Consider the following 19,966-nt stretch of genomic DNA (forward strand, 5'->3'; position numbering starts at 1 on the left):
GCGGCACCAGATTAGATGCACGATCACGGGGCCGCTCGCGAGGCGGGCGCCTCCGTCTAGAAGTGCGGGAGTTCCACGGACAGTTGCGGGTCAAGGGCCTGGAGGAAGTCCGCCGCGTCGAACATCGCGCCGGCCGAGGCCAGGCCCGTCGTGCGGGTGCGCCCGTCGAGGAGGCGCCGTACGGCCTCCACCGCCAGCGGCGCGGTGACCGCGTAGATGTCCCGGCCCCGGGCCGTGGCGCGGCGCTCGACGCCGCCCGCGCGGACCAGGACGTCCACGACGAACGTTTGGTCCGACCGCCCCAGGTCGTCGACCGGCCGCGGTTCCGGCGCGTCCTGCCCGGCCAGGTCCCGGGCGGCCTCGACGGTCATGTACGTGCGGACCGCGGGCACGGAAAGGTGGCTGGGGACGGTGACCACGTCGGCCATGGTGAATTCCGCGAGCACCGACCGCCGGCCCAGCGGCTCCGGAAAGAGCCACTCCTGCTCCACCGGCTCGTCGTCGTGGTACTGCAGCGCGCCGTCCGCGAACCGCACCCGGCGGCCTCCGCGACGTTCTTGGGAGACCTGGCCGGCCTGCCGGGTCCCCGGCGTGGGGTGCCAACTGCTCAGCCCGTACGCGACGTGCACCTCGTCCGCGGCGCGCCACTCCCCCATCGCGGCCGTCACCAGCAGGTCGCCCAGTCCGCCGTAGAACGCCATCGCCGGCACCACGGGCGTGCAGGTCTTCCGGGCCGCTTCCGCGTGGTCGACGAACATCGACGCGTTGGCCTCGATCTCCGCCGCCACGTCGACGTACGGAACGCCGGCGCGCAGGGCCGCCTCGACGACGGGGCCCGCGGTCACCGCGAACGGTCCCGCGCAGTTGACGACCGCCGCAGCGCCGGCGAGGGCCCGGTCCAGCGAGGCCGGGTCGTCCACGGCGGCCGGTCGTACCACCACGTCCGGCCACTCGGCGGCCAACTGCTCCAGCCGGGCCGCGTCACGGCCGGAGACGATGGTGGCGAAACCGTGCCTGCGCAGTTCCGCGACGACGAACCGACCCGTGTGACCCGTCGCCCCGTACACCACTACCGCAGCCGTCGTACTCATGATGTCCCCGTTCTCGATGTGCTGAGGGCTCCAGTCTCGTCGGGGACCGGACGTGGCCGTGATGGTCCGGAACGACAGCACCCGCACACTTTCGGACATGCCCACTGTCGCGTTGCTCTCCGGCCGCGCCCTCGCGGTGTTTCTGTTTCTCCTGCTCCCGGCGTTGGAGTTCGGCCTCCTCCGCTGATCCGGGGGCCGCGTACGCGCACCGGATGAGCGTCCCGAGGGGGCGCGGGGCGTCAGTTCGGGCACCGGCTCGGACACGATCCGGACGTCCGGCATGTAGCGCGGTCCTGGAGGTACGCGCCGTGCACCAGCCACCAGATCGCGATGCCGAGCCCGAGGGCGCCGCCCACCCAGGCGAGGGGCCACCATCGCGGCTCCCCCGCCCCCGTCGCGCCGCTTCCCGCGCCCCGCCTTCCCGTGCAGCAGCCTCACGGCCGGCCACAGCGCCCCGGCGGCGACCGCGACCGGGAGCGGGGCGGCCGACCAGGCGAGGAGCTTGCGTAGTTCCCAGACCACCATCGTCGTGTAGTACGAGCCGTACCAGAGCGCGAGCGCCGCCAGAAGTATCCCCGTGCCGCAGCGCAGTGCCCGGCCCATCAGCGCCCGCCGACGTCGTTTCCCCGATTGTCCACGCCCCGTCGGCACATGTCAGTAGTCCCGGGAACGCGTGCGGCCGCCCGGCGGGCCGGGCGGGGTAGGTCGGCGTCGGAGGGGATCAGACGATGCCTTCGGCGATCTCCGCCTGCTCGCGGGCGTTCCCGTAGGCCGCCGGGGTCCCGTAGGAGCGCCGGGCGACGGACCACCACACGCTGGCGAGGATCAGGACGACCGCCAGGGCGTACACCGCGTAGTTCATGGAGTCGATGGTGACCGGCGACTTCTGCGGCAGGCAGAACAGGACGGTGACGACCGCGACCCAGACGACGGCTGTCCAGCCGATCGGCCTGCTCCAGCGCCCCAGGCTCCACGGGCCGGGCTGGAACCGCTTGCCGGCGCGCAGCCGCAGGTAGATCGGGATGGCGTAGGCGGGCGTGATGCCGATGACGTTGATGGCGGTCACGGCGCCGTAGGCGGTGGCGGACCAGAGCGACGGCAGCGCGAGCACGCCGGCGACGACGACCGACAGCCAGACGGCGGGGACCGGAGTCTGGGTACGGCCGCTGACCTTGCGCCACAGGGCGGATCCGGGCAGGGCGTTGTCACGGCTGAACGCGAAGACCATCCGGCTCGCGGCTGCCACCTCGGCGTTGCCGCAGAAGAGTTGCGCGACGATGACGACGAGGAGCAGGGCGCTCGCACCCCCGGAGCCGAGGGCGTCGAGGAAGATCTGGGCGGGCGGGACGCCGGTGGTGCTGCCCTGGACGGCCGCGTAGTCCTGGATGGCGAAGGTGAGGCCGGCGAGGAGGGCGAATCCGGCGATCCAGGAGACCCAGATGGACCGGACGATGCCCCTGGCGGCGGAGACGGACGCGTTCGACGTCTCCTCCGAGAGGTGCGCGGAGGCGTCGTAGCCGGAGAAGGTGTACTGGGCGAGCAGCAGACCGATCGCGGCCACGTAGAGCGGGTTGGTCCAGCCGGTGTCGTTGACGAATTCGGTGAAGACGAACGAGGGCGACTGGTGGTGGTCGGGGACGATGGCGAGGGCGCCGACGATCAGGGCGACGCCGCCCAGGTGCCACCAGACGCTGACGGAGTTGAGCACGCTGACGAGCCGGACGCCGAAGAGGTTGAGGGCGGCGTGCAGCAGCAGGATGCACAGGAAGATCAGGAAGGTCGATCCGGCGGTGGGCACGAAGCCGAACTGGAGGTTGAGGAAGGCTCCGGTGAACAGGGCGGCGCCGTAGTCGATCCCGGCGATCGCGCCGAGCAGGCCGAGCAGGTTCAGCCAGCCCGTGTACCAGCCCCAGCGGCGTCCGCCGAGCCGGTCGGCCATGTAGTAGAGCGCCCCCGAGGTGGGGTAGGCGCTGGTCACCTCGGCCAGGGCGAGACCCACGCAGAGCACGAAGAGGCCGACGCCGGCCCAGCCCCAGAGCATGACGGCCGGACCGCCGGTGCCGAGCCCGAAGCCGTAGAGGGTCATGCAGCCGGAGAGGACGGATATGACGGAGAAGCTGATGGCGAAGTTGCCGAAGCCGCCCATCCGACGGGCCAGCACGGGCTGATAGCCGAGCTCTCTGAGCCGTTCCTCCTCGTCCTGCGGGCGTGGGGCGTTGCGGCCCTGGCGGGCTGCCCATGCGGTTCGGGACACGGTGGTACCTCCGGGTGGGTGGTGGAGCAGGGGGACGGGAGCGGGGGGTGAAGAGGGGTGAGCGGGGGGGGGACAGTCAGTCCCGGCCGGCCAGGCTGCGGGACCTGGCCTGCAGGAACACCTCCTCGGCCAGTTCCTGGTCGGCCGGGGAGCGGGTCCGGTAGGCCCAGGGCAACGGGGTCCAGTACGGGCCGATCGCGTCGAAGACGCGGGCCGCCTCCTCGAACCGGAGGGCTCCCCACAGCGCGTGGGCGAGGTGGTTCAGATCGAGCGGGGAGGCGTGCCGGGGCTCGACGTGGTGGAACCAGCGGTCCAGGCCGTGGCCGGCGTCGCGGACGGATTCCTCGGCGACCCAGTGCAGGTCGAGGGCCCGCTCCTGGCCGCGTTCGCGCCGGTAGCGCTCGACGCGCACGTAGAGCGGCAGGACGTGGGCGGCGGACCCCGGCGGCGCGGAACCGGCGGCCCAATGAACGAAGTTGGCGGCCTCGGAGAGCGGTCCGGGGTTGCCCGCGTACACGAACTGGAGCATCCGGTGGTACGCCTCGCGGTTGTGCGGGTCGCGCTTGTCGGCCTCGGCGAGGATGCCCCAGGGGCCGGTGGGCAGCATCGGGCCGGGCGGCGCGAGCCGGTGCTCGTCCATCCGGCGCTGTTCGTCGAGGGGCGCGAGGGCGAGCAGGCATACCCACGGCACGGGGTCGGCGGGGCTGAGGCCGGCGGTGTCCCGGCAGGCGCTCCACGCTTCCTGCCACAGCTCATGGGTGCGGGGGTGCCCGGCCCGATGGGCGCGGACGGCCCGTTCGACAGCGACGCGGGTGTGCATCACGGTCGCGGCGACGTTGTGCGGTTCTTCGGTGCGCCACGCCTGGACCACGTCCGATCCGGCGGCGACCGCGGCGAGGACCTGGGTGCGCTGGGTCCACAGCCCCCAGCCGTCGGTCCGTTCCAGCAGGCGCGCCATCGACACCCAGCGGCCGGTGCGCAGGTCCTGCACGGCGACGCGCAGCTCGTTGTCGTGGCCGGCGGGGTGGTAGACGGGCCGGAAGTCGCCGGCCGCCATCATCTCGTCCCGGTCGACGGGCGGCCCGGACGGGCGCGTCCTGCGGTGGTCGTGGTCATCAGTCCTCGGATCGCGTAGAGAGTGGGTCCGTCCGGCGCCGGCGCCCGGTCGCGGCGCCGCGACCGTGCCGTGCCGTGGATCGCGAGAGCCGGTGTAAGTGCGCTCCCCGTCCCCGGCGTTGACCCGCGGTCGGCGTCCTTCCCGTTGATCGGCGATCACTATAGGGCGACCGGGCGGTTACGTATCCAGATTCTTGTTCGAACGCAAACAACCGGCCATGACCTACCGATGACTTTGCGTCAGCGCCGGTGCGGACACCGGGTGGATCTTGACGAGCGCCGTCCGCTGATGGAGGCTTCCGAGCGACGATCCGACGATCAAGACGCCGACACCAGGGACGGAGTGGTGATGACGGGCCCGGTGCTCGCGGTCGACCAGGGCACCTCGGGAACCAAGGCCCTCGTCGTCTGTCCGGTCCGCGGGGTCATCGGCTCGGGGTCCGCAGCCGTACGCGCCCGGTACCTGCCGGGCGGCCGGGTGGAGGTCGACCCCCGTGCGCTGCTGGACTCGGTCGTCGACGCCGGACGGGCGGCGCTGGCCGCGGCCGGTGAGCCGGTCGTCGCCGTGGGCCTGGCCAACCAGGGCGAGACCGTTCTCGCCTGGGACCCGGCGAGCGGTGAACCGCTGACCGACGCGATCGTCTGGCAGGACCGGCGCGCCGCACCGCTCTGCACCGAACTGGCCGCGCACGAGACGTGGTTGCGGGAGACGACCGGCCTGCCGCTCGACCCCTATTTCGCCGCGCCCAAGATGGCGTGGATACGCCGCCACCTCACCCGGGACGGCGTCGTCACGACCAGCGACGCCTGGCTGACGCACCGCCTCACCGGCGCGTTCGTGACCGACGCGGCAACAGCCGGCCGCACCCAGTTGCTCGACCTCGACACCGTGGACTGGTCGCCTGCGGCACTCGATGTCTTCGGCCTCGCCGACGAGCGGCTGCCCGAGATCGTCGACGCCGACACCCGGGTCGGTACCACCACCGCCTTCGGAACCGCGCTGCCGTTGACCGGGCTGCTCGTCGACCAACAGGCGGCCCTGCTCGCCCAGCACGCCACCGAGCCCGGCACCGCCAAGTGCACCTACGGAACCGGGGCGTTCCTGCTGGCACAGACCGGCCCGCTCCCCCGCCGCAGCGCCTCGGGGCTGGTCGGCTGTGTCGCGTGGCGGCTCGCCGGACGCACCAGTTACTGCCTGGACGGGCAGGTCTACACGGCCGCCTCCGCCGTCCGCTGGCTGACCGATCTCGGCGTGATCTCCGGTGCCGAGGACATCGACACCGTGGGCGGCGGTGTCGCGGACGCGGGCGGCGTCACCTTCGTCCCGGCGCTCGCCGGGCTCGCCGCCCCCTGGTGGCGGGGCGATCTGCGGGGCTCGGTCACCGGTCTCGGCCTCGACACGACGGCCGGGCACCTGGTGCGCGCCCTGTGCGACGGCATCGCCGCGCAGGTGGCGGAGCTCGCGGACGCGGTCGCCGGTGATCTGGGGGCGCCGCTCACCACCCTGCGCGTCGACGGCGGTCTGACCCGGTCCGCGCTGCTCATGCAGGCCCAGGCGGACCTGCTCGGGGTCCCCGTCGAGGTCTCGGCGCTGCCGGACGCCACCGCGCTCGGCGTCGGCGCGGTGGCCCGGCTGGGGCTCGATCGGACGCTCACCGTCCGGGAGGCCGTCCCGGAGTGGGAGCCGTCCGCCGTCTACGAACCGAGGGCCGGCGCCGGAGAGGCCGCGGAGCGCCGCGCCCGCTTCCGCACGGCGGTGGCGGCCCTGCTCGACGGCCCGGCATGACCGTCACCGGTGGCGCCGTCCTGCCCGGCGGTCCCGCATGAGCATCACCAGGGGCGGAGCGCTTCCCGGCGGGGCGTACGACGTGACCGTGATCGGCGCCGGGGTGGTCGGTTCGGCCATCGCCCGCGAACTGGCCCGGCTCCCCCTGCGGATCGCCCTGGTCGAGGCGTCCGATGATGTCGGCGACGGCACCTCCAAGGCCAACACCGCCATCCTGCACACCGGTTTCGACGCGGTGCCCGGCTCCCTGGAGTCCCGGCTCGTCCGCGAGGGACAGCGGCGGCTCACCGCGTACGCCGCCGACAGCGGCATCCCGGTGGAGCCGCTCGGAGCACTTCTCGTGGCCTGGGACGAGGAACAGTCGGCGGCGCTGCCGGGCCTCGCCGACAAGGCCGTGCGCAACGGCTACCGCTCGGCCCGGATCATCTCCGCAGAGGAGGTACGGGCCCGCGAACCGGAGCTCGGCCCCGGGGTGTTGGGGGCGCTCGACGTACCGGGGGAGTCCGTCGTCTGCCCCTGGACGACCACGCTCGCCTACGCCACCCAGGCCGTCCGCGCGGGCACCGACCTCCACTTCAACTGCCGTGTCACCTCGGTGGCTCCGGGCGATCCACACCTCCTGGGCACCAGCCGGGGCCAACTGCGCACCCGCCATCTGGTCAACGCCGCGGGCCTGTACGCCGACGCGGTCGACCGGCTCCTCGGCCACGCGGACTTCACCGTGACGCCCCGGCGCGGGCAGTTGATCGTCTTCGACGAACTCGCCCGCCCCCTGGTGCGGCACATCCTGCTGCCGGTGCCCGGCGCGCTCGGCAAGGGGGTCCTGGTGACGCCCACGGTGTACGGGAACGTGCTGCTCGGGCCGACCGCCGAGGACCTGGACGACAAGACGGCCACGGGATCGACCGCTGAAGGGCTCGCGCTGCTGCGGGAGAAGGGCCGGCGCATCCTGCCGGCGCTCCTGGACGAGGAGGTCACCGCCGTGTACGCCGGGCTGCGCGCCGCCACCGGAGACGAGGACTACGCCATCCGCGCCCACCCGGCGCAGCGGTACGTCACCGTGGGCGGGATCCGCTCGACGGGCCTGACCGCCTCCATGGCCATCGCCGCCCATGTGGTGGAGTTGCTGGCGGACGGCGGCCTGCCGGTGAAGGGCGCACGGGAGCCGGATCCGGTGCGGATGCCGAACCTGGGCGAGGCGTTCCCCCGGCCGTACCGGGACGCGGAGCTGATCGCGGCGGACCCGGAGTACGGCAGGATCGTCTGCCACTGCGAGCGGGTGACGCGCGGGGAGATCCGGGACGCGCTCGCGTCCACCGTCCCGCCCGGCTCGCCGGACGGTCTACGACGGCGCACACGGGCGCGGGCCGGCCGCTGCCAGGGCTTCCACTGCGGCGCCGCCGTCCGCGCGCTGTTCGAGGAGGGACGCCGGTGAACCGTACGGTCGACGTCCTGGTGGTCGGGGCCGGGCCCGCCGGGCTGGCGCTGGCGGCCCGCCTCGCGGGCGCGGGCGCGGGGCGGGTCGAGGTCCTGGAACGCGAGCAGGACGCGGGAGGCGTACCGCGCCACTGCCACCACGGCGGGTTCGGCCGGCCGCCCCTTCCCTGGCTGCGGGGACCGGCGTACGCGCGGCAGGCGGTGGACGCGGCGGTCGGGGCCGGAGCCTCGATCCGTACGGGCGTCACCGCCACCGGCTGGGCCGGCCTCTCGTCCTTGGACACCACGAGCCCGGCCGGCCTGGAGCGGATCACGGCGCGGGCCGTCGTCCTCGCCACGGGCGCCCGGGAGCGCCCGCGCAGCGCCCGCCTGGTGCCGGGCTCCCGTCCGGCGGGGGTGCTGACCACCGGGGAGTTGCAGCAGTCCGTGCACCTGTACGGGCAGTCGGTCGGTCGGCGGGCGGTGGTGGTGGGTGCCGAGCCGGTGGCCCGGCACGCCGTGCGCGCGCTGCGCCGATCGGGCGCGGAGGTGGTGGCGATGGTCACCGAGCAGGCGCGCGGCGCGGCGGTATCGGGTGTTCCGCTGCTCACGGCGACGGCGGTGGCCGAACTCCATGGCCGGTACCGCCTGTTCGGCGTATCCGTACGCCACGCGGACGGCCGGTCGGGCCTTCTCGCCTGCGATACGGTGGTGTTCACCGGCGACTGGATCCCCGACCACGAACTGGCCCGCCGCGGCGGCGTCGCCGTGGACCCCGGCACTCGCGGTCCCCGCGTGGACGCCTCGTTCCGTACCTCGGCACCGGGTGTCTTCGCAGTGGGCAACGCCCTGCACGGCGTCGAGAGCGCGGCCACCGCGGCCACGGAGGGTACCGCCGCGGCGACGGCGGTGCTGGCCCATCTGTCGGGCGAGCGGTGGCCGGAGTGCGGCCCGCCGCTGCTGGTGCGGCCACCGCTGCTGTGGGTGACGCCGAACCGGGTCACCGGTCTCACGGAGCGGCCGCTGCTGCTGCGGTCAGGGGAACCTTTGGACTTTCCGGTGGTGACGGTGCGTCAGGACGGGCGACTGTTGTGGCGCCGGCGGTTCCCGGGCCGGGTGTCCCCGTCGCGGTCGCTGCGGCTGCCACCGCGGTGGACGGCCCGGGTCGACCGGGCGGGCGGTCCGGTGACGGTCGAGGTCGACTGACGGCCCGTCACCTGTTCGGTTCGGGGTCCTGCACCGGCCCTGCCTCCCGCCGGAGGACGGCGGCAGCATGGGCAGCACGGGCTGGAAGGTGGCGCGGGACAGGTCGACGGTGCGCCCCTCGAACCGGGCGTAGCGCGCCGTGCCGTCCGGTGCGGCGGAGCCGGCACTCGCCGGGATCCCCTCATCCCGGGACGGCGCCGGCGCCCGTCCTGGAACGAACGCGCACGGGCGGTCCCGGCCGCGGTCCCGGCCCGCGTGGCCGGCGCGGTGCCGCGCCGGCCACACACGCCGGTCAGCCGTCGGTGCGGCTCGCCCGGGCGCGCTGGCGCAGTGCGATCCGGTTGCCGTCCGGGTCCACCGCCTCGATGCGGACTCCGAAGGGATAGTCCTCCGGCTCGGCCTGCTCGAAGGTCACACCGCGGTCGCGAAGCGTCTCGAAGTCCTTCCGCAGATCGTCCGATTCGAGGAACACCGGACCGACCGTCGTACCCGCCCGCACGTCGGCCCGCTGCCCCCCGGCGGCCTGCGGCCAGAGGATGATCTCCACGGGACCGCCGGGGACGCCGACGGTGAGGAAGCGTCCGTCGGGGCCGGTGTGGTCGACGCGCTTCTCCAGGCCGAGCTGCTCCGTGTAGAACCGCAGCGCGCGGTCCTGGTCGGTCACGTGGAGTGTCACGTACATGATGTTCGTCAGCATCGTGTGGTCCTGTCCGTCCGTCGGTTCGGTCGACCCCCGCGCCGAGGCGCAATACGTCGCTCCGGGTGGGGGCGTGCCGCGTCATCAACCCCTTGACGGACCGCGACAGGAGGATGTGACGCACGGACGGGAAGAATTCGCCGCGACGCTCAGGCCGACAGGGCCTCCCCGCCGTGCTCGATGTCCTGCGCGCACGCCGCGACCAGGGCGTCCAGCGACAGATCCAGGGCGTGGGCCAGGGCCGCCACGGTGAAGAAGGCCGGGGTCGGGGCCCGGCCGGTCTCGATCTTGCGGAGGGTCTCGGCGGAGACGCCGGCCGCCGCCGCCACGTCCGCCATGCTCCGCTGACCACGGGCCTGGCGGAGGAGGGCGCCGAAACGCTCCCCGCGTTGCCGCTCTTGCGGGCTCAAAGGAACTCTCACCATGACCGTGATACTAATACCGGTATAAGTATTGGGAAGCACCGCATGGCAGGAGTCACGCCACATGATGGAGATCAAGACCGACACGGCACTGGAAGCGATGCGGGAGGCCGGGCGCGTCGTGGCCAACGCGCTCGCGGCCGCGCAGGCGGCGGCAGCCGTGGGCGTCCGCCTGACCGAACTCGACGAGGCCGCCCGCACCGTCCTGACAGGGGCCGGGGCACGCTCGCCCTTCCTGGGCTACCGGCCCTCCTTCGCCCCCACCCCCTTCCCCGCCGTCATCTGCGCCTCGGTCAACGACGCGATCGTGCACGGCGTACCCGACGACTACCGTCTGCGCGACGGCGACCTGGTGAGCATCGACTGCGGGGCCGAACTCGACGGCTGGACCGGTGACGCCGCGATCAGCTTCACCGTCGGCACCGCCCGCCCCGCCGACCTGGAACTCATCGCCGCCACCCGCCGCGCTCTCGACGCGGGCATCGCCGCGGCTCGCGTGGGGCATCGCGTCGGGGACATCTCCCATGCCGTCAGCACGGTCGCGAGCGAGGCCCGGTGCGGTATGCCGGCCGACTTCGGCGGCCACGGCATCGGCCGCAGCATGCACGAGGAACCCCACGTCCCGAACCACGGCCGCCCCGGCCGCGGCCCCCGCCTGCGCCACGGGCTCGCACTCGCCATCGAGCCCATGCTGATGGCCGGGGGACGGGACGACTACCGCACCGACGCCGACGGGTGGACGCTGCGCACGGTCGACGGGAGCCGGGCCGCCCACATCGAGCACACGGTCGCCATCACCGACGACGGCCCCCGCATCCTCACCCTGCCCTGACCGTTCGGGACGGGGCCCCGGCCCGACGGTTCAGGACCCGGTCCCGGCCAGGACACCGATCTTGTCGAGGCGGTGTTCGGGGTTGTCCTGCGCATCGCGCCAGTGGTTGCCCGCCGCGTCGTCCTCCGGCGTGAGACAGGTGGACAAGGTGATCATGGCGCTGGAGGGGGCCGTCCCGCTGGAGCCGGGAACCGCAGCGCGCTGCTCCTCCATGGAGGACGGTGACCGGAAGGATGTCGTCCGGGTGGAGGTGATGACATAGCGGTACGTCACGCCGCCCGCCGTGACGAAAACGGAGGAGCCGTCGGACAGCGACGGCATGGCGCGCAGCGGCCCGCCCGCGACGCTGCGGTGCGCGGTGACGATGTAGTTGCCCACGTCGCCGGGGCCGACGCCGCCGCCGGGGCCGTACGGGCTCGCGGCCACCCCCTGGTCCTGGATCCGGGTGCCCGGCGCGTCGTCGGGACTTCCCTCATACGGGACGACGGGCAGCCCGGAGAGGCCGATGTCCGGTATCGACAGGGTGGCGCCGCGGATGTCGGCGACGGCCGCGGCGGGCGCCGACGCGGTCGCGGGCCGGTCGGTTCCGGCCCGCGCCGCGAGGGCGCCGGGAGCCGTCAACAGGACGGCGAGGGAGACGCCGGCGAGGGCCGACGGCAGGCTGCGCGAAGAGCTGAAGAGATGTGGAGACATGGCGGTGTCCAAGGTCTGCCGGGGTCGTTCGGTCCAGCCGGCCGGTCTGCCCCTCCAGCCTGACACAGGGCAAGAGGCGCGGCAGTGCGACGCCGGGGGCGCCGCCTCCACCGGGCCTGCCGGTAGGGGCGGGGCGGGTGGGCGTGCGGAGACGGCGGTGAGTGGCCGGAACGCGCCGGTGGGGCGGCGTAGAAACGGACCGGATCGGGGTGTTCCGGCCCTGGGGTCGACCGGGCGGAGGAAGGGTGGTCCACCGCATCACCGCCGTAGCGGACCGGACCCCGGAGGCCCCATGGACCCGACCCCGTTCCTCCCCGAACCTCCTTTTTCACGCGAGGAGTTCGCGTCCGAGCTGACCCGGCTGCGGGAGAAGGCCGACCTCACCGTCCGAGCCGTCGCCGCGCGCGTCGACGCACCGGGCGCCCACAGCACCATCGGCGGCTGGTTCGCCGGCCAGAATCTGCCGTCGATCGGCTCCCTGCCCCTGTTCCGCCGGGTCCTGCACGTCTGCGGGGTCACCGACCCGGCCGAGGTCGAACGCCGGCTGGAACGGCTCGCGGAACTGCGACGCTCAAGGGTCCTGCGCGTCGCGGGAGGCACCTCGCCCTACCGGGGGCTCGCGGGCTTCGAGGAGCGGCACGCCGACTGGTTCTTCGGGCGGGACCGCCTGCGTGCGGCCGTCGTGGACCGGATCCTCACCCAGGGCGCCGACGTCCCCCAACTGCTGGTCGGCGCCTCCGGGTCCGGCAAGTCCTCCCTCCTTCGGGCGGGCGTGCTTCCCGTACTCCGGGGCGAACACGGCTTCACTCCGCTGCTGTTGACACCGGGCCGCGACCCGATGGGCGCGCTGGCATCCGCCCTGTCCGCCCTGTCCGCCCTGTCCGCCCTGTCCGCGCATTGGGAGGCGGAGCAGGGCGCGAAGTGGGCGAACGTGGCACGGGACCCGCTCGAACTGGCCGATCACTTACGGGCGTTGGGCGCGCGGGAGGCCGTACGCGTGGTGGTCGCCGTCGACCAGCTGGAGGAGGTGTTCACCGCGTGCGAGGAGCCGGCCGAACGGGAACTGTTCCTGCGGTGCCTGGCCGCCCTACCCTCCCCCGACGTGCGCGTCGCGGGTTGCCTGCGCGCCGACTTCTACGGCCAGGCCCTTGCCCAACACCCCCTCGCGAGCGCCTTGCAGCACGGCCAGACCGTCGTCGGGGCGCTCAGCGAGGACGAGATCCGCGCCGTCGTCGGCGGGCCGGCCGCCAAGGCCGGTCTGGTCCTGGACGTAGGGTTCATCGACGTACTCCTCGCCGATCTGCGGGACTGCGGCCCCGGGGCGCTGCCGCTCCTGTCGCACGCCTTGCTGTCGACCTGGGAGCGCGGACGCGGCGCCGCCCTGACGATCGCCGACTACCGGGCGGGCGGCGGGATGTCCGCCGCCGTCGCCGGGACCGCGGAGGAGGTGTACGCGGGACTGTCGGAGTCCGAGTGCGCGCTGGCGCGGCAGTTGTTCCTGCGGATGGTCGCGGTCGGCGACGGTGTGCCCGACACGCGCAGACTGCTGCCGTTGCCACCGCCCACCGGCCCGCCCGATCGGGCCGGGCAGGCGTACGGAGTGCTGGAGCGCTTCGTCGACCGGCGGCTGGTCACGCTGGACGGCGACGGAGCCAGGATCACCCACGAGGCGCTGCTCACCGCCTGGCCCCGGCTGCGCGGCTGGATCGACGCCGACCGGGCCGGGCAGATCGTGTGGCAGGACCTGACGCGTGACGCGGACCGCTGGCTCGCGCACGCCCGTGATCCCTCGCTGCTCTACCGGGGCACCCGCCTCGCCGTGGCCTCCGGTTGGGCCCGGGACAGCGGACGCGCCGCGGAACCGGACGCCCGGGAGAGCGAGTTCCTCCACGCGAGCCGCGAGGCGGAGGAGGTCCGCGTCAAACGCGAGCGGCGCGGGGCCCGGCGGCTGCGCCGGCTCCTCGTGCTGCTGTCGGTGCTCGTCGTCGTGTCGGGCACGCTCACCGGCGTCGCCGTGGTCCAGCGCCGGGACGCGCAGAGACAGCAGGCCGTCGCCCTGTCCCGGCTGGTGGCGGCCCGCGCCGAGCGGTTGCGGGGCAGCGACCTCGCCCTCGCCTCGCAGCTCGCTCTGGTGGCGTACCGTACGGCGCCCACCGCCGAGGCCCGGGCGGCGCTGATGGACGCCTCGGCGCTGCCGGCCGTGACCCGGATTCTCGCGTTCCGCGGCGTCGTACAGGCGGTGGCCCTCAGCCCGGACGGGCACACGCTCGCCGCGGGCGGCCTGGACCACCAGGTCGCGCTGTGGGACCTGCGCGATCCGGAGCGGCCCAAGCCGTTGGGGGCGGCGCCGATCACGTTCGCCGACACCGTGTACGCGTTGGCCTTCAGCCCGGACGGCCGTCGGCTCGCCGCCGGGTCCGGGGACGGCACCGTACGGGTGTGGGAGCCGTCGGGCCCGAATCCGGCGGCGAATCGGGCCCGGGTATTGAAGGGGCCCGAATCGGCCGTGTACGGAGTGGCCTTCGCACCGGACGGCAAGGCGCTGGCCGCGGCGGGCGGCGACGGCGACGTCTACGTGTGGCCGGACTCGGCGGCTCGCGCAGCCGCGGAAGGCTCCGGCCCGACCGGCGCAACCGGCGAACCCGCCACTCCCACCCCCGCCACCCCTGCCACCGCCACCGTCCAGCGGCTCACCGGTTTCACCGGGCCGGTGCACGCCCTCGCGTTCCGTCCGGGAAGCGGCACGCCCCTGCTGGCGGCGGGGGGATCGGACGGCTCCGTACGCCTGTGGGACCTCACCGATCCCGGCCGGCCGCTGCCGTACGGGCAACCGCTGACAGGAGCGGCGGCCGGCCCGGTGTTCGGCCTGGCCTTCACGCCCGACGGCGCACGGCTCGTCGCCGGGAGCCAGGACCGGTCCACGCGGATCTGGACCGTCCCGGCCCCCGGCTCCGACGCGGAACCACCCACCGTGATCGGCGGGGCCCCGGCCGTTGCCGACGGCCCGACCAGCTATGTCAACGCGGTCGCCTACAGCCCCGACGGACAGTGGCTGGCGACCGGCAGCGCGGACAACCAGGTGCGCCTCTACGACGCGCGGACGCACGCCCTCGCCGGGGTGTTCCCGCACCCGGGCCCGGTCACCTCGCTCGCGTTCCATCCCGCCGGCCGGCAACTGGTGACGGGCTCCGCCGACGGGACCGTACGCCTGTGGCAGCTCCCTCCCCGACCGCTGCGCGGCTTCCAGGGCACGGTCAACGCGATCGGATTCGCGCCGAACGGGAAGCTGCTGGCCGTCGCGGGGCGCGACGTACAGCTCTGGGACGTCTCCGACCCCTGGGCCCCGCGCCCCGTCGGGCCGCCGCTGACGAATCCGACCGGGTACTCCGCGACGGTCGCGTTCACCCCGGACGGGCGGACCCTCGCCGTCGGCGGCCGGGAAGGCAAGCTGTGGCTGTGGGACGTCTCCGGCCCCGACCGTGCCGTGCCCTACGGCGAACCGCTGACAGGCGGCGCCGGAACCATTCAGTCCGCGGCGTTCGACCGGACCGGCCGGACGCTGGCCGTGGGCAGCGAGGGGCGCACCCTGCGTCTCTGGGACACGGGGGACCCGGCGCACCCGCGGCTCTCCGTCGAACTGTCGGAGCCCACGAACTACGTCTATTCGGTGGCGTTCAGCCCGGACGGGCGGCGGCTCGCCGCCGGCACGGTCGACAAGCAGGTGCTGCTGTGGCGGCTGCCCACGGGCGGCGGCCGACCGGCACTGGAGTCCACCCTGCGCGGGCCGGGCAGCTACGTGATGTCCGTCGTGTTCAGCCCCGACAGCCGGACCTTGGCCGCCGGCACGGCGGACCGCGACGTGTGGCTGTGGGACGTGAGCGGGGACCGGCCGCGCACCGTCGGGCCGACGCTGACAGGGCCGAGCAGTTACGTGTACGCCCTGTCGTTCAGCCCGGAGGGCAAGACGCTCGCCGCGGCGAGCACGGACGGGACGGTGTGGCTGTGGGACACCGGTGACATCCGCCGCCCCCGGCTCGGCACCGTGTTGAACGGGCTCGGCGGCAAGGCGTACGCCGTCGCGTACAGCCCGGACGGGCGGTCCCTGGCGGCGGGCGGCGCGGGCCCGGTGGCCCTGCTGTGGACGCGGGACGAGGAGGAGATCGCCCGGCGCCTTTGCGCGCGGGCCGGGACGGCCGTCACCGCCCAGGAGTGGGCCCAGCTCGTTCCCGGTCTGCCGTACGCACCGCCGTGCCGATGAGCGGGCGAGGCCCGGTTCCGCTCTGTACGGAGTTGTACGGAGCGCCGTACGGGCCTGGTCGACCTGCGGCTTTCTCCTTCCCACGGCCGCCGTCGGGCCGGCTCTCTGGTGGAGCGCCGCCGGGTCCACCGGGGCGCCGCACCACCACCGTGAGTCTTCCGAGGGAGAACGACGATGCGCATCACGACCACCACTCTGCGGTCCCGGGCCGGACTGGCCGCCGCCGCGGCAGCCGTCGCGCTGACCGGTCTGCTCGCCGGTGCCGGCGGCGCCGACGCGGCCGGCAGCTACATCTCGTCCAACAGCGGCGGGGCGAACGAGCGCACCTGCGCCAACACGGGGTGCGGTTCGCTCGGTTACCTGTCCAACGGGACGGGCGTCACGATGCTGTGCTGGACCGACAGCCAGTGGGTCTACCCGCCGAGCTCCAACTACGCCTCCAACCGGTGGTTCCGCGTCTCCAGCCCCGTCGGGACCGGCTACGTCCACTCGTCGCTCGTGGCCGGCCAGACCAGCGTCGGACACTGCTGACGGGCCGCTACCGGTCCGTCGAAGGGTTCTGCGCCGTCTCCAGGGCCTGGGCGGCGATGGTGATCGCCTCTTGATCGCGCCCCGCCGCCTTCGCCGCCCGGGCCTGGCTGAGGGAGACCTGGAGCAGCTCCTTGGTGTGCTCCGGCAGCGAGCGGGACGCCACGGCGTCTTCCAGTTTCCGGATGGTGTCCGCGGCCAGATCGTCGGGCATCGCGCGGCCTCTCGTGCTGGTGGGTCGATCAGGGCTTGCGACGGTGCCACGCCACAGCGGGCGGAACAAGGGGACGGGCGGCCGAACCACTCTCATGCGTGACCCGGGGTGATCTCTCCGGTCCAGAGCGAGCCCGCCGCAGGGTGACCTGCGGCGGGCTCTCGCACGTCGTCCGCCGCCCGGAGGGACTTGGCGCGTTCGTACGGCGCTTCGACCCTCGGGCATGTCTTCCAGCCACCGGACCCGGTCCCCGCATGCATTCATCTGCGGTTTTGCATGCGCCGGTGCTTGCCTTTGCGAAGGTTTTAGGACTTAGGAGCCGATCCAGTTTGCGTGGAGCAACCAACTACTTCTACAGTTGCCTAGAGCAACGAAATGGAGGCGTGGTGGCCGAGCGGACGCAGTACGAGGAGCTGGCGCGCGAACTCAGCGCCATCGGTGCCGTCAAGCGGGACCTGGCGCGGATCCTGCCGCACGACTGTCCCGCCGGTTCCGCCGCCGTCCTGACCCTGCTCGACCGGCACGGCGCCATGCGGATGAGCAAACTCGCCGAGCTGCTCTCCGTCGACACCTCCGTCACCAGTCGGCACGTCACGCACGTCGCCGACCGCGGCTGGATCGAACGGTCCCCGGACCCGGGCGACCGGCGCTCACGCATTTTGCGCCTGACCCCGGCGGGGCAGGAGCGGCTCGACGAGCTCTCCCGGCGCACGTCGCGGCTCCTCGCCGAGCGGCTGGGCGACTGGTCCGACGACGACGTCGGCGGGCTGATCCGGCTCATGACGCGGCTGCGCACGAGCTTCGGCGACTGCCGCTCGACCGGGCGGCTACCGCACCCGAACGAACCGACCACCCGTACACCCGCATAAGAACGTAAGGAAGCCCATGGCAACGACCACACCAGCCGGTGTGCGGGCCTCTCACGCCAAGCACGGAGCCGGCGGCGGCCACGAGCACGCACCGATGACGCACCGGCAGATCATGGAGGCGCTCTCCGGGCTGCTGCTCGGCATGTTCGTCGCGATCCTGTCGTCGACGATCGTCTCCAACGCCCTCCCTCACATCATCGGCGACCTCGGCGGCGGCCAGTCCGCCTACACCTGGGTCGTCACGGCCGCCCTGCTGTCCATGACGGCGGCCACTCCCCTGTGGGGCAAGCTCTCCGACCTCTACAGCAAGAAGGCGCTCGTCCAGATAGCGCTGGTGATCTACGTGCTGGGGTCGGCGGTCGCCGGCATGTCGCAGAACGCGGGCATGTTGATCGCCTGCCGCGTGGTCCAGGGCATCGGTGTCGGCGGCCTGTCCGCGCTCGCCCAGATCGTGATGGCGGCGATGATCTCCCCGCGCGAGCGCGGCCGTTACAGCGGCTACCTCGGCGCGACCTTTGCAGTCGCCACCGTCGGCGGCCCGCTGCTCGGCGGCGTGATCACCGACACAGACTGGCTGGGCTGGCGCTGGTGCTTCTACGTCGGCGTCCCGTTCGCGATCATCGCCCTGATCGTGCTCCAGAAGACCCTCCACCTGCCCGTCGTCAAGCGCGAGGTCAAGGTCGACTGGGGCGGCGCGTTCTTCGTCTCGGCCGCCGTCTCGCTGCTGCTGCTGTGGGTCACCTTCGCCGGCGACAAGTACGACTGGCTGTCGTGGCAGACGTACGCGATGGTCGGAGGCTCGCTCGTCCTGGGCGCCCTGTTCGTCCTCGTCGAGTCCAAGGCGAGCGAACCGATCATCCCGCTGCGCCTGTTCCGCAACCGCACCATCGCGCTGTCCTCGATCGCGTCGCTCTTCGTCGGTGTCGCGATGTTCACCGGCACCGTGTTCTTCAGCCAGTACTTCCAGCTCGCCCGCGACAAGTCCCCGACCATGTCGGGTGTGATGACGATCCCGATGATCGCCGGTCTGTTCGTCTCCTCCACCGTGTCGGGGCAGGTCATCACCAAGACCGGCCGGTGGAAGGCGTGGCTGTTGTGCGGTGGCGTGCTGGTGACGGCGGGCCTCGGTCTGCTCGGCACGATCCGCTACGACACGACGTACTGGCACATCGCGATCTTCATGGTCCTGCTGGGCCTCGGCATCGGCATGATGATGCAGAACCTGGTGCTGTGCACGCAGAACCAGGTCGCGCCGTCCGACCTCGGATCGGCCAGCTCCACAGTGACGTTCTTCCGCTCCCTCGGCGGCGCCATCGGTGTCTCGGCCCTCGGCGCGATCATGGCCAACCGGATCACCCACTACGCCAAGGACGGGCTCGCCACCCTCGACCCGAAGTACGCGGCCGCCGCGGCCCGGCAGAGCTCCGGCGGCAGCATCCCGGACATGAACAGCCTGCCCGGACCGCTGCGCACGGTGATGGAGAGCGCGTACGGCCACGGCATCGCGGACGTGTTCCTGATCGCCGCGCCGCTGGCACTGATCGCCTTTCTGGTGACGCTGTTCATCAAGGAGGTCCCGCTGCGGACCTCGGGCGGCATGGCGCAGGCGTCCCAGGCCGCGGAGGCACAGGGCTCCCCGGACGTCCCGGCCCCGCGGGCCGGCGCGGGCGCGGGAGCGAAGGCCGAGGCCGACGGTCCGGTCTTCGCGAGCGCCCCCGAGCAGGCCGTCGACACGGCGGCCGGCGGAGCGTCCGGTGCCCCGCGCGACGGTGTTCCCGTACGGGGCCACGTGCGCGGCGCCGAGCGCAGGCCCGTGCCGCAGGCCGCGGTGACGCTGATCTCGCTCGCGGGACGTCAACTCGGCCGGTCGGTCGCACAGGCCGACGGCTCGTACGCGGTCGACGCGCCGGGCAGCGGCTCGTACGTGCTGATCGCGGCCGCCGACGGCTTCCAGCCGCTGGCCTCGACGATCGTCGTCAACGGTGAGCCGGTCTCCTACGACATCCTGCTGAGCGGGACGAGCGGTCTGAGCGGCGTCGTACGGACCGCGGAGACCGGGGCACCGGTCGAGGGCGCCATGGTCATCGTGACCGATGTGCGCGGGGACGTACTGGCCACCGGGACCACCGACGGTCAGGGCGGGTTCACCTTCGCCGAACTGGTGCCGGGCTCGGTGACCGTCGCCGTGAACGCCCCCGGGCGCCGTCCGAAGGCCCTGCACGTGGAGGTCGGCGGAGCGGGCGTCACCCGGGTGGAGGTCGAGCTGAGTTCGGGCGCCCAGGTCCAGGGCGTCGTGCGGGCGCCGGGCGGGCCGCTCAGTGACGCGCGGGTCACACTGGTCGACGCCGCGGGCAACGTGGTCGCCACCGCGCGGACCGGCGTGGACGGCGCGTACGCCTTCACCGACCTGGACGGCGGCGAGTACACCGTCATCGCGACGGGCTATCCGCCGGTGGCCACGGCGCTGACCGTGACCGGTCGCGGCGTCGACGCCCACGACATCGAACTCGCCCACCCCGGCGAGTAGACGGGCGCCGGTCCCTGGGGCGCGTCCCTTCGTCGGGGCGCCCCCACGGACCGGTTC

The 19,966-nt window shown here is 73.4% G+C and carries 15 protein-coding genes; 8 read left to right on the top strand and 7 right to left on the bottom strand.

Going from position 1 to position 19,966, the window contains the following annotated elements; all coding sequences use genetic code 11:
• Positions 1–56: 56 nt before the first annotated feature.
• From ABZ934_RS11465 to ABZ934_RS11475, 3 genes are all read right to left on the bottom strand, one after another.
• On the bottom strand, positions 57–1,091 hold the full coding sequence (locus ABZ934_RS11465; RefSeq protein WP_361311586.1) for a saccharopine dehydrogenase NADP-binding domain-containing protein: 1,035 nt from the start codon (positions 1,089–1,091) through the stop codon (positions 57–59).
• Positions 1,092–1,812: 721 nt separating this feature from the next.
• Positions 1,813–3,345 carry an amino acid permease gene (locus tag ABZ934_RS11470; protein WP_361311589.1) on the bottom strand — a complete coding sequence of 511 codons (1,533 nt, stop codon included), beginning with the start codon at positions 3,343–3,345 and terminating at the stop codon, positions 1,813–1,815.
• A gap of 76 nt (positions 3,346–3,421) precedes the next feature.
• Complete coding sequence (locus ABZ934_RS11475; RefSeq protein WP_361312184.1) at positions 3,422–4,402, bottom strand: hypothetical protein; 981 nt, start codon at positions 4,400–4,402, stop codon at positions 3,422–3,424.
• A gap of 408 nt (positions 4,403–4,810) precedes the next feature.
• Here ABZ934_RS11475 and ABZ934_RS11480 point away from each other — a divergent pair, with 408 nt between their 5' ends.
• Genes ABZ934_RS11480 through ABZ934_RS11490 form a run of 3 tightly spaced genes read left to right on the top strand, consistent with a single transcriptional unit; the run spans position 4,811 to position 8,869 of the window.
• Positions 4,811–6,247, top strand: a complete 1,437-nt coding sequence (locus ABZ934_RS11480; protein ID WP_361311591.1) for an FGGY family carbohydrate kinase — start codon at positions 4,811–4,813, stop codon at positions 6,245–6,247.
• Positions 6,248–6,284: 37 nt separating this feature from the next.
• Entirely contained in the window at positions 6,285–7,682 is a 1,398-nt protein-coding gene (locus ABZ934_RS11485; protein ID WP_361311594.1) for an FAD-dependent oxidoreductase, read from the top strand.
• Positions 7,679–8,869 carry an FAD-dependent oxidoreductase gene (locus ABZ934_RS11490; protein ID WP_361311597.1) on the top strand — a complete coding sequence of 397 codons (1,191 nt, stop codon included), beginning with the start codon at positions 7,679–7,681 and terminating at the stop codon, positions 8,867–8,869. The genes ABZ934_RS11485 and ABZ934_RS11490 overlap by 4 nt, the downstream gene beginning before the upstream one ends.
• 292 nt (positions 8,870–9,161) lie before the next feature.
• On the opposite strand, the gene ABZ934_RS11495 is transcribed toward ABZ934_RS11490, so the two are convergent.
• On the bottom strand, positions 9,162–9,566 hold the full coding sequence (locus ABZ934_RS11495; RefSeq protein ID WP_361311600.1) for a VOC family protein: 405 nt from the start codon (positions 9,564–9,566) through the stop codon (positions 9,162–9,164).
• 149 nt (positions 9,567–9,715) lie between these two features.
• The gene (locus tag ABZ934_RS11500; protein ID WP_361311601.1) at positions 9,716–9,991 is read right to left on the bottom strand and encodes a helix-turn-helix transcriptional regulator; all 276 of its coding nucleotides are present in this window, start codon (positions 9,989–9,991) and stop codon (positions 9,716–9,718) included.
• Between the two features lie 61 nt (positions 9,992–10,052).
• On the opposite strand from ABZ934_RS11500, the gene map reads away from it, so the two are divergent.
• Entirely contained in the window at positions 10,053–10,820 is a 768-nt protein-coding gene (gene map, locus ABZ934_RS11505; RefSeq protein WP_361311604.1) for a type I methionyl aminopeptidase, read from the top strand.
• A gap of 30 nt (positions 10,821–10,850) precedes the next feature.
• Here the strand turns inward: map and ABZ934_RS11510 are convergent, their stop codons facing one another.
• Positions 10,851–11,513 (bottom strand): sortase, encoded by a 663-nt coding sequence (locus ABZ934_RS11510; RefSeq protein WP_361311607.1) that lies wholly within the window; start codon positions 11,511–11,513, stop codon positions 10,851–10,853.
• Between the two features lie 292 nt (positions 11,514–11,805).
• On the opposite strand from ABZ934_RS11510, the gene ABZ934_RS11515 reads away from it, so the two are divergent.
• Both ABZ934_RS11515 and ABZ934_RS11520 read left to right on the top strand, forming a co-directional pair.
• Positions 11,806–15,771, top strand: a complete 3,966-nt coding sequence (locus tag ABZ934_RS11515; RefSeq protein ID WP_361311610.1) for a WD40 repeat domain-containing protein — start codon at positions 11,806–11,808, stop codon at positions 15,769–15,771.
• A 174-nt stretch (positions 15,772–15,945) separates the two neighbouring features.
• Positions 15,946–16,302 (top strand): hypothetical protein, encoded by a 357-nt coding sequence (locus ABZ934_RS11520; RefSeq protein WP_361311613.1) that lies wholly within the window; start codon positions 15,946–15,948, stop codon positions 16,300–16,302.
• A 7-nt stretch (positions 16,303–16,309) separates the two neighbouring features.
• Here the strand turns inward: ABZ934_RS11520 and ABZ934_RS11525 are convergent, their stop codons facing one another.
• Entirely contained in the window at positions 16,310–16,513 is a 204-nt protein-coding gene (locus ABZ934_RS11525) for a hypothetical protein (protein ID WP_361311616.1), read from the bottom strand.
• A 386-nt stretch (positions 16,514–16,899) separates the two neighbouring features.
• Here ABZ934_RS11525 and ABZ934_RS11530 point away from each other — a divergent pair, with 386 nt between their 5' ends.
• Together ABZ934_RS11530 and ABZ934_RS11535 are read left to right on the top strand one after the other, a co-directional pair.
• Complete coding sequence (locus ABZ934_RS11530; RefSeq protein WP_361311619.1) at positions 16,900–17,382, top strand: MarR family transcriptional regulator; 483 nt, start codon at positions 16,900–16,902, stop codon at positions 17,380–17,382.
• A 16-nt stretch (positions 17,383–17,398) separates the two neighbouring features.
• A complete protein-coding gene (locus ABZ934_RS11535) occupies positions 17,399–19,909 on the top strand; it encodes an MFS transporter (RefSeq protein WP_361311620.1) in 2,511 nt (836 codons plus the stop codon).
• Positions 19,910–19,966 lie beyond the last annotated feature (57 nt).

This window comes from Streptomyces sp. NPDC046557 (genome assembly GCF_040645975.1).
Lineage (GTDB): Bacteria > Actinomycetota > Actinomycetes > Streptomycetales > Streptomycetaceae > Streptomyces.

Excerpts from the sequence above, each read along its gene's own strand:
- ABZ934_RS11465 (WP_361311586.1), bottom strand. The coding sequence starts at position 1,091 with ATGAGTACGACGGCTGCGGTAGTGGTGTACGGGGCGACGGGTCACACG.
- ABZ934_RS11475 (WP_361312184.1), bottom strand. The coding sequence starts at position 4,402 with ATGGCGGCCGGCGACTTCCGGCCCGTCTACCACCCCGCCGGCCACGAC.
- ABZ934_RS11480 (WP_361311591.1), top strand. The coding sequence starts at position 4,811 with ATGACGGGCCCGGTGCTCGCGGTCGACCAGGGCACCTCGGGAACCAAG.
- ABZ934_RS11485 (WP_361311594.1), top strand. The coding sequence starts at position 6,285 with ATGAGCATCACCAGGGGCGGAGCGCTTCCCGGCGGGGCGTACGACGTG.
- ABZ934_RS11495 (WP_361311600.1), bottom strand. The coding sequence starts at position 9,566 with ATGCTGACGAACATCATGTACGTGACACTCCACGTGACCGACCAGGAC.
- ABZ934_RS11500 (WP_361311601.1), bottom strand. The coding sequence starts at position 9,991 with ATGGTGAGAGTTCCTTTGAGCCCGCAAGAGCGGCAACGCGGGGAGCGT.
- map (WP_361311604.1), top strand. The coding sequence starts at position 10,053 with ATGATGGAGATCAAGACCGACACGGCACTGGAAGCGATGCGGGAGGCC.
- ABZ934_RS11510 (WP_361311607.1), bottom strand. The coding sequence starts at position 11,513 with ATGTCTCCACATCTCTTCAGCTCTTCGCGCAGCCTGCCGTCGGCCCTC.
- ABZ934_RS11515 (WP_361311610.1), top strand. The coding sequence starts at position 11,806 with ATGGACCCGACCCCGTTCCTCCCCGAACCTCCTTTTTCACGCGAGGAG.
- ABZ934_RS11520 (WP_361311613.1), top strand. The coding sequence starts at position 15,946 with ATGCGCATCACGACCACCACTCTGCGGTCCCGGGCCGGACTGGCCGCC.
- ABZ934_RS11525 (WP_361311616.1), bottom strand. The coding sequence starts at position 16,513 with ATGCCCGACGATCTGGCCGCGGACACCATCCGGAAACTGGAAGACGCC.
- ABZ934_RS11535 (WP_361311620.1), top strand. The coding sequence starts at position 17,399 with ATGGCAACGACCACACCAGCCGGTGTGCGGGCCTCTCACGCCAAGCAC.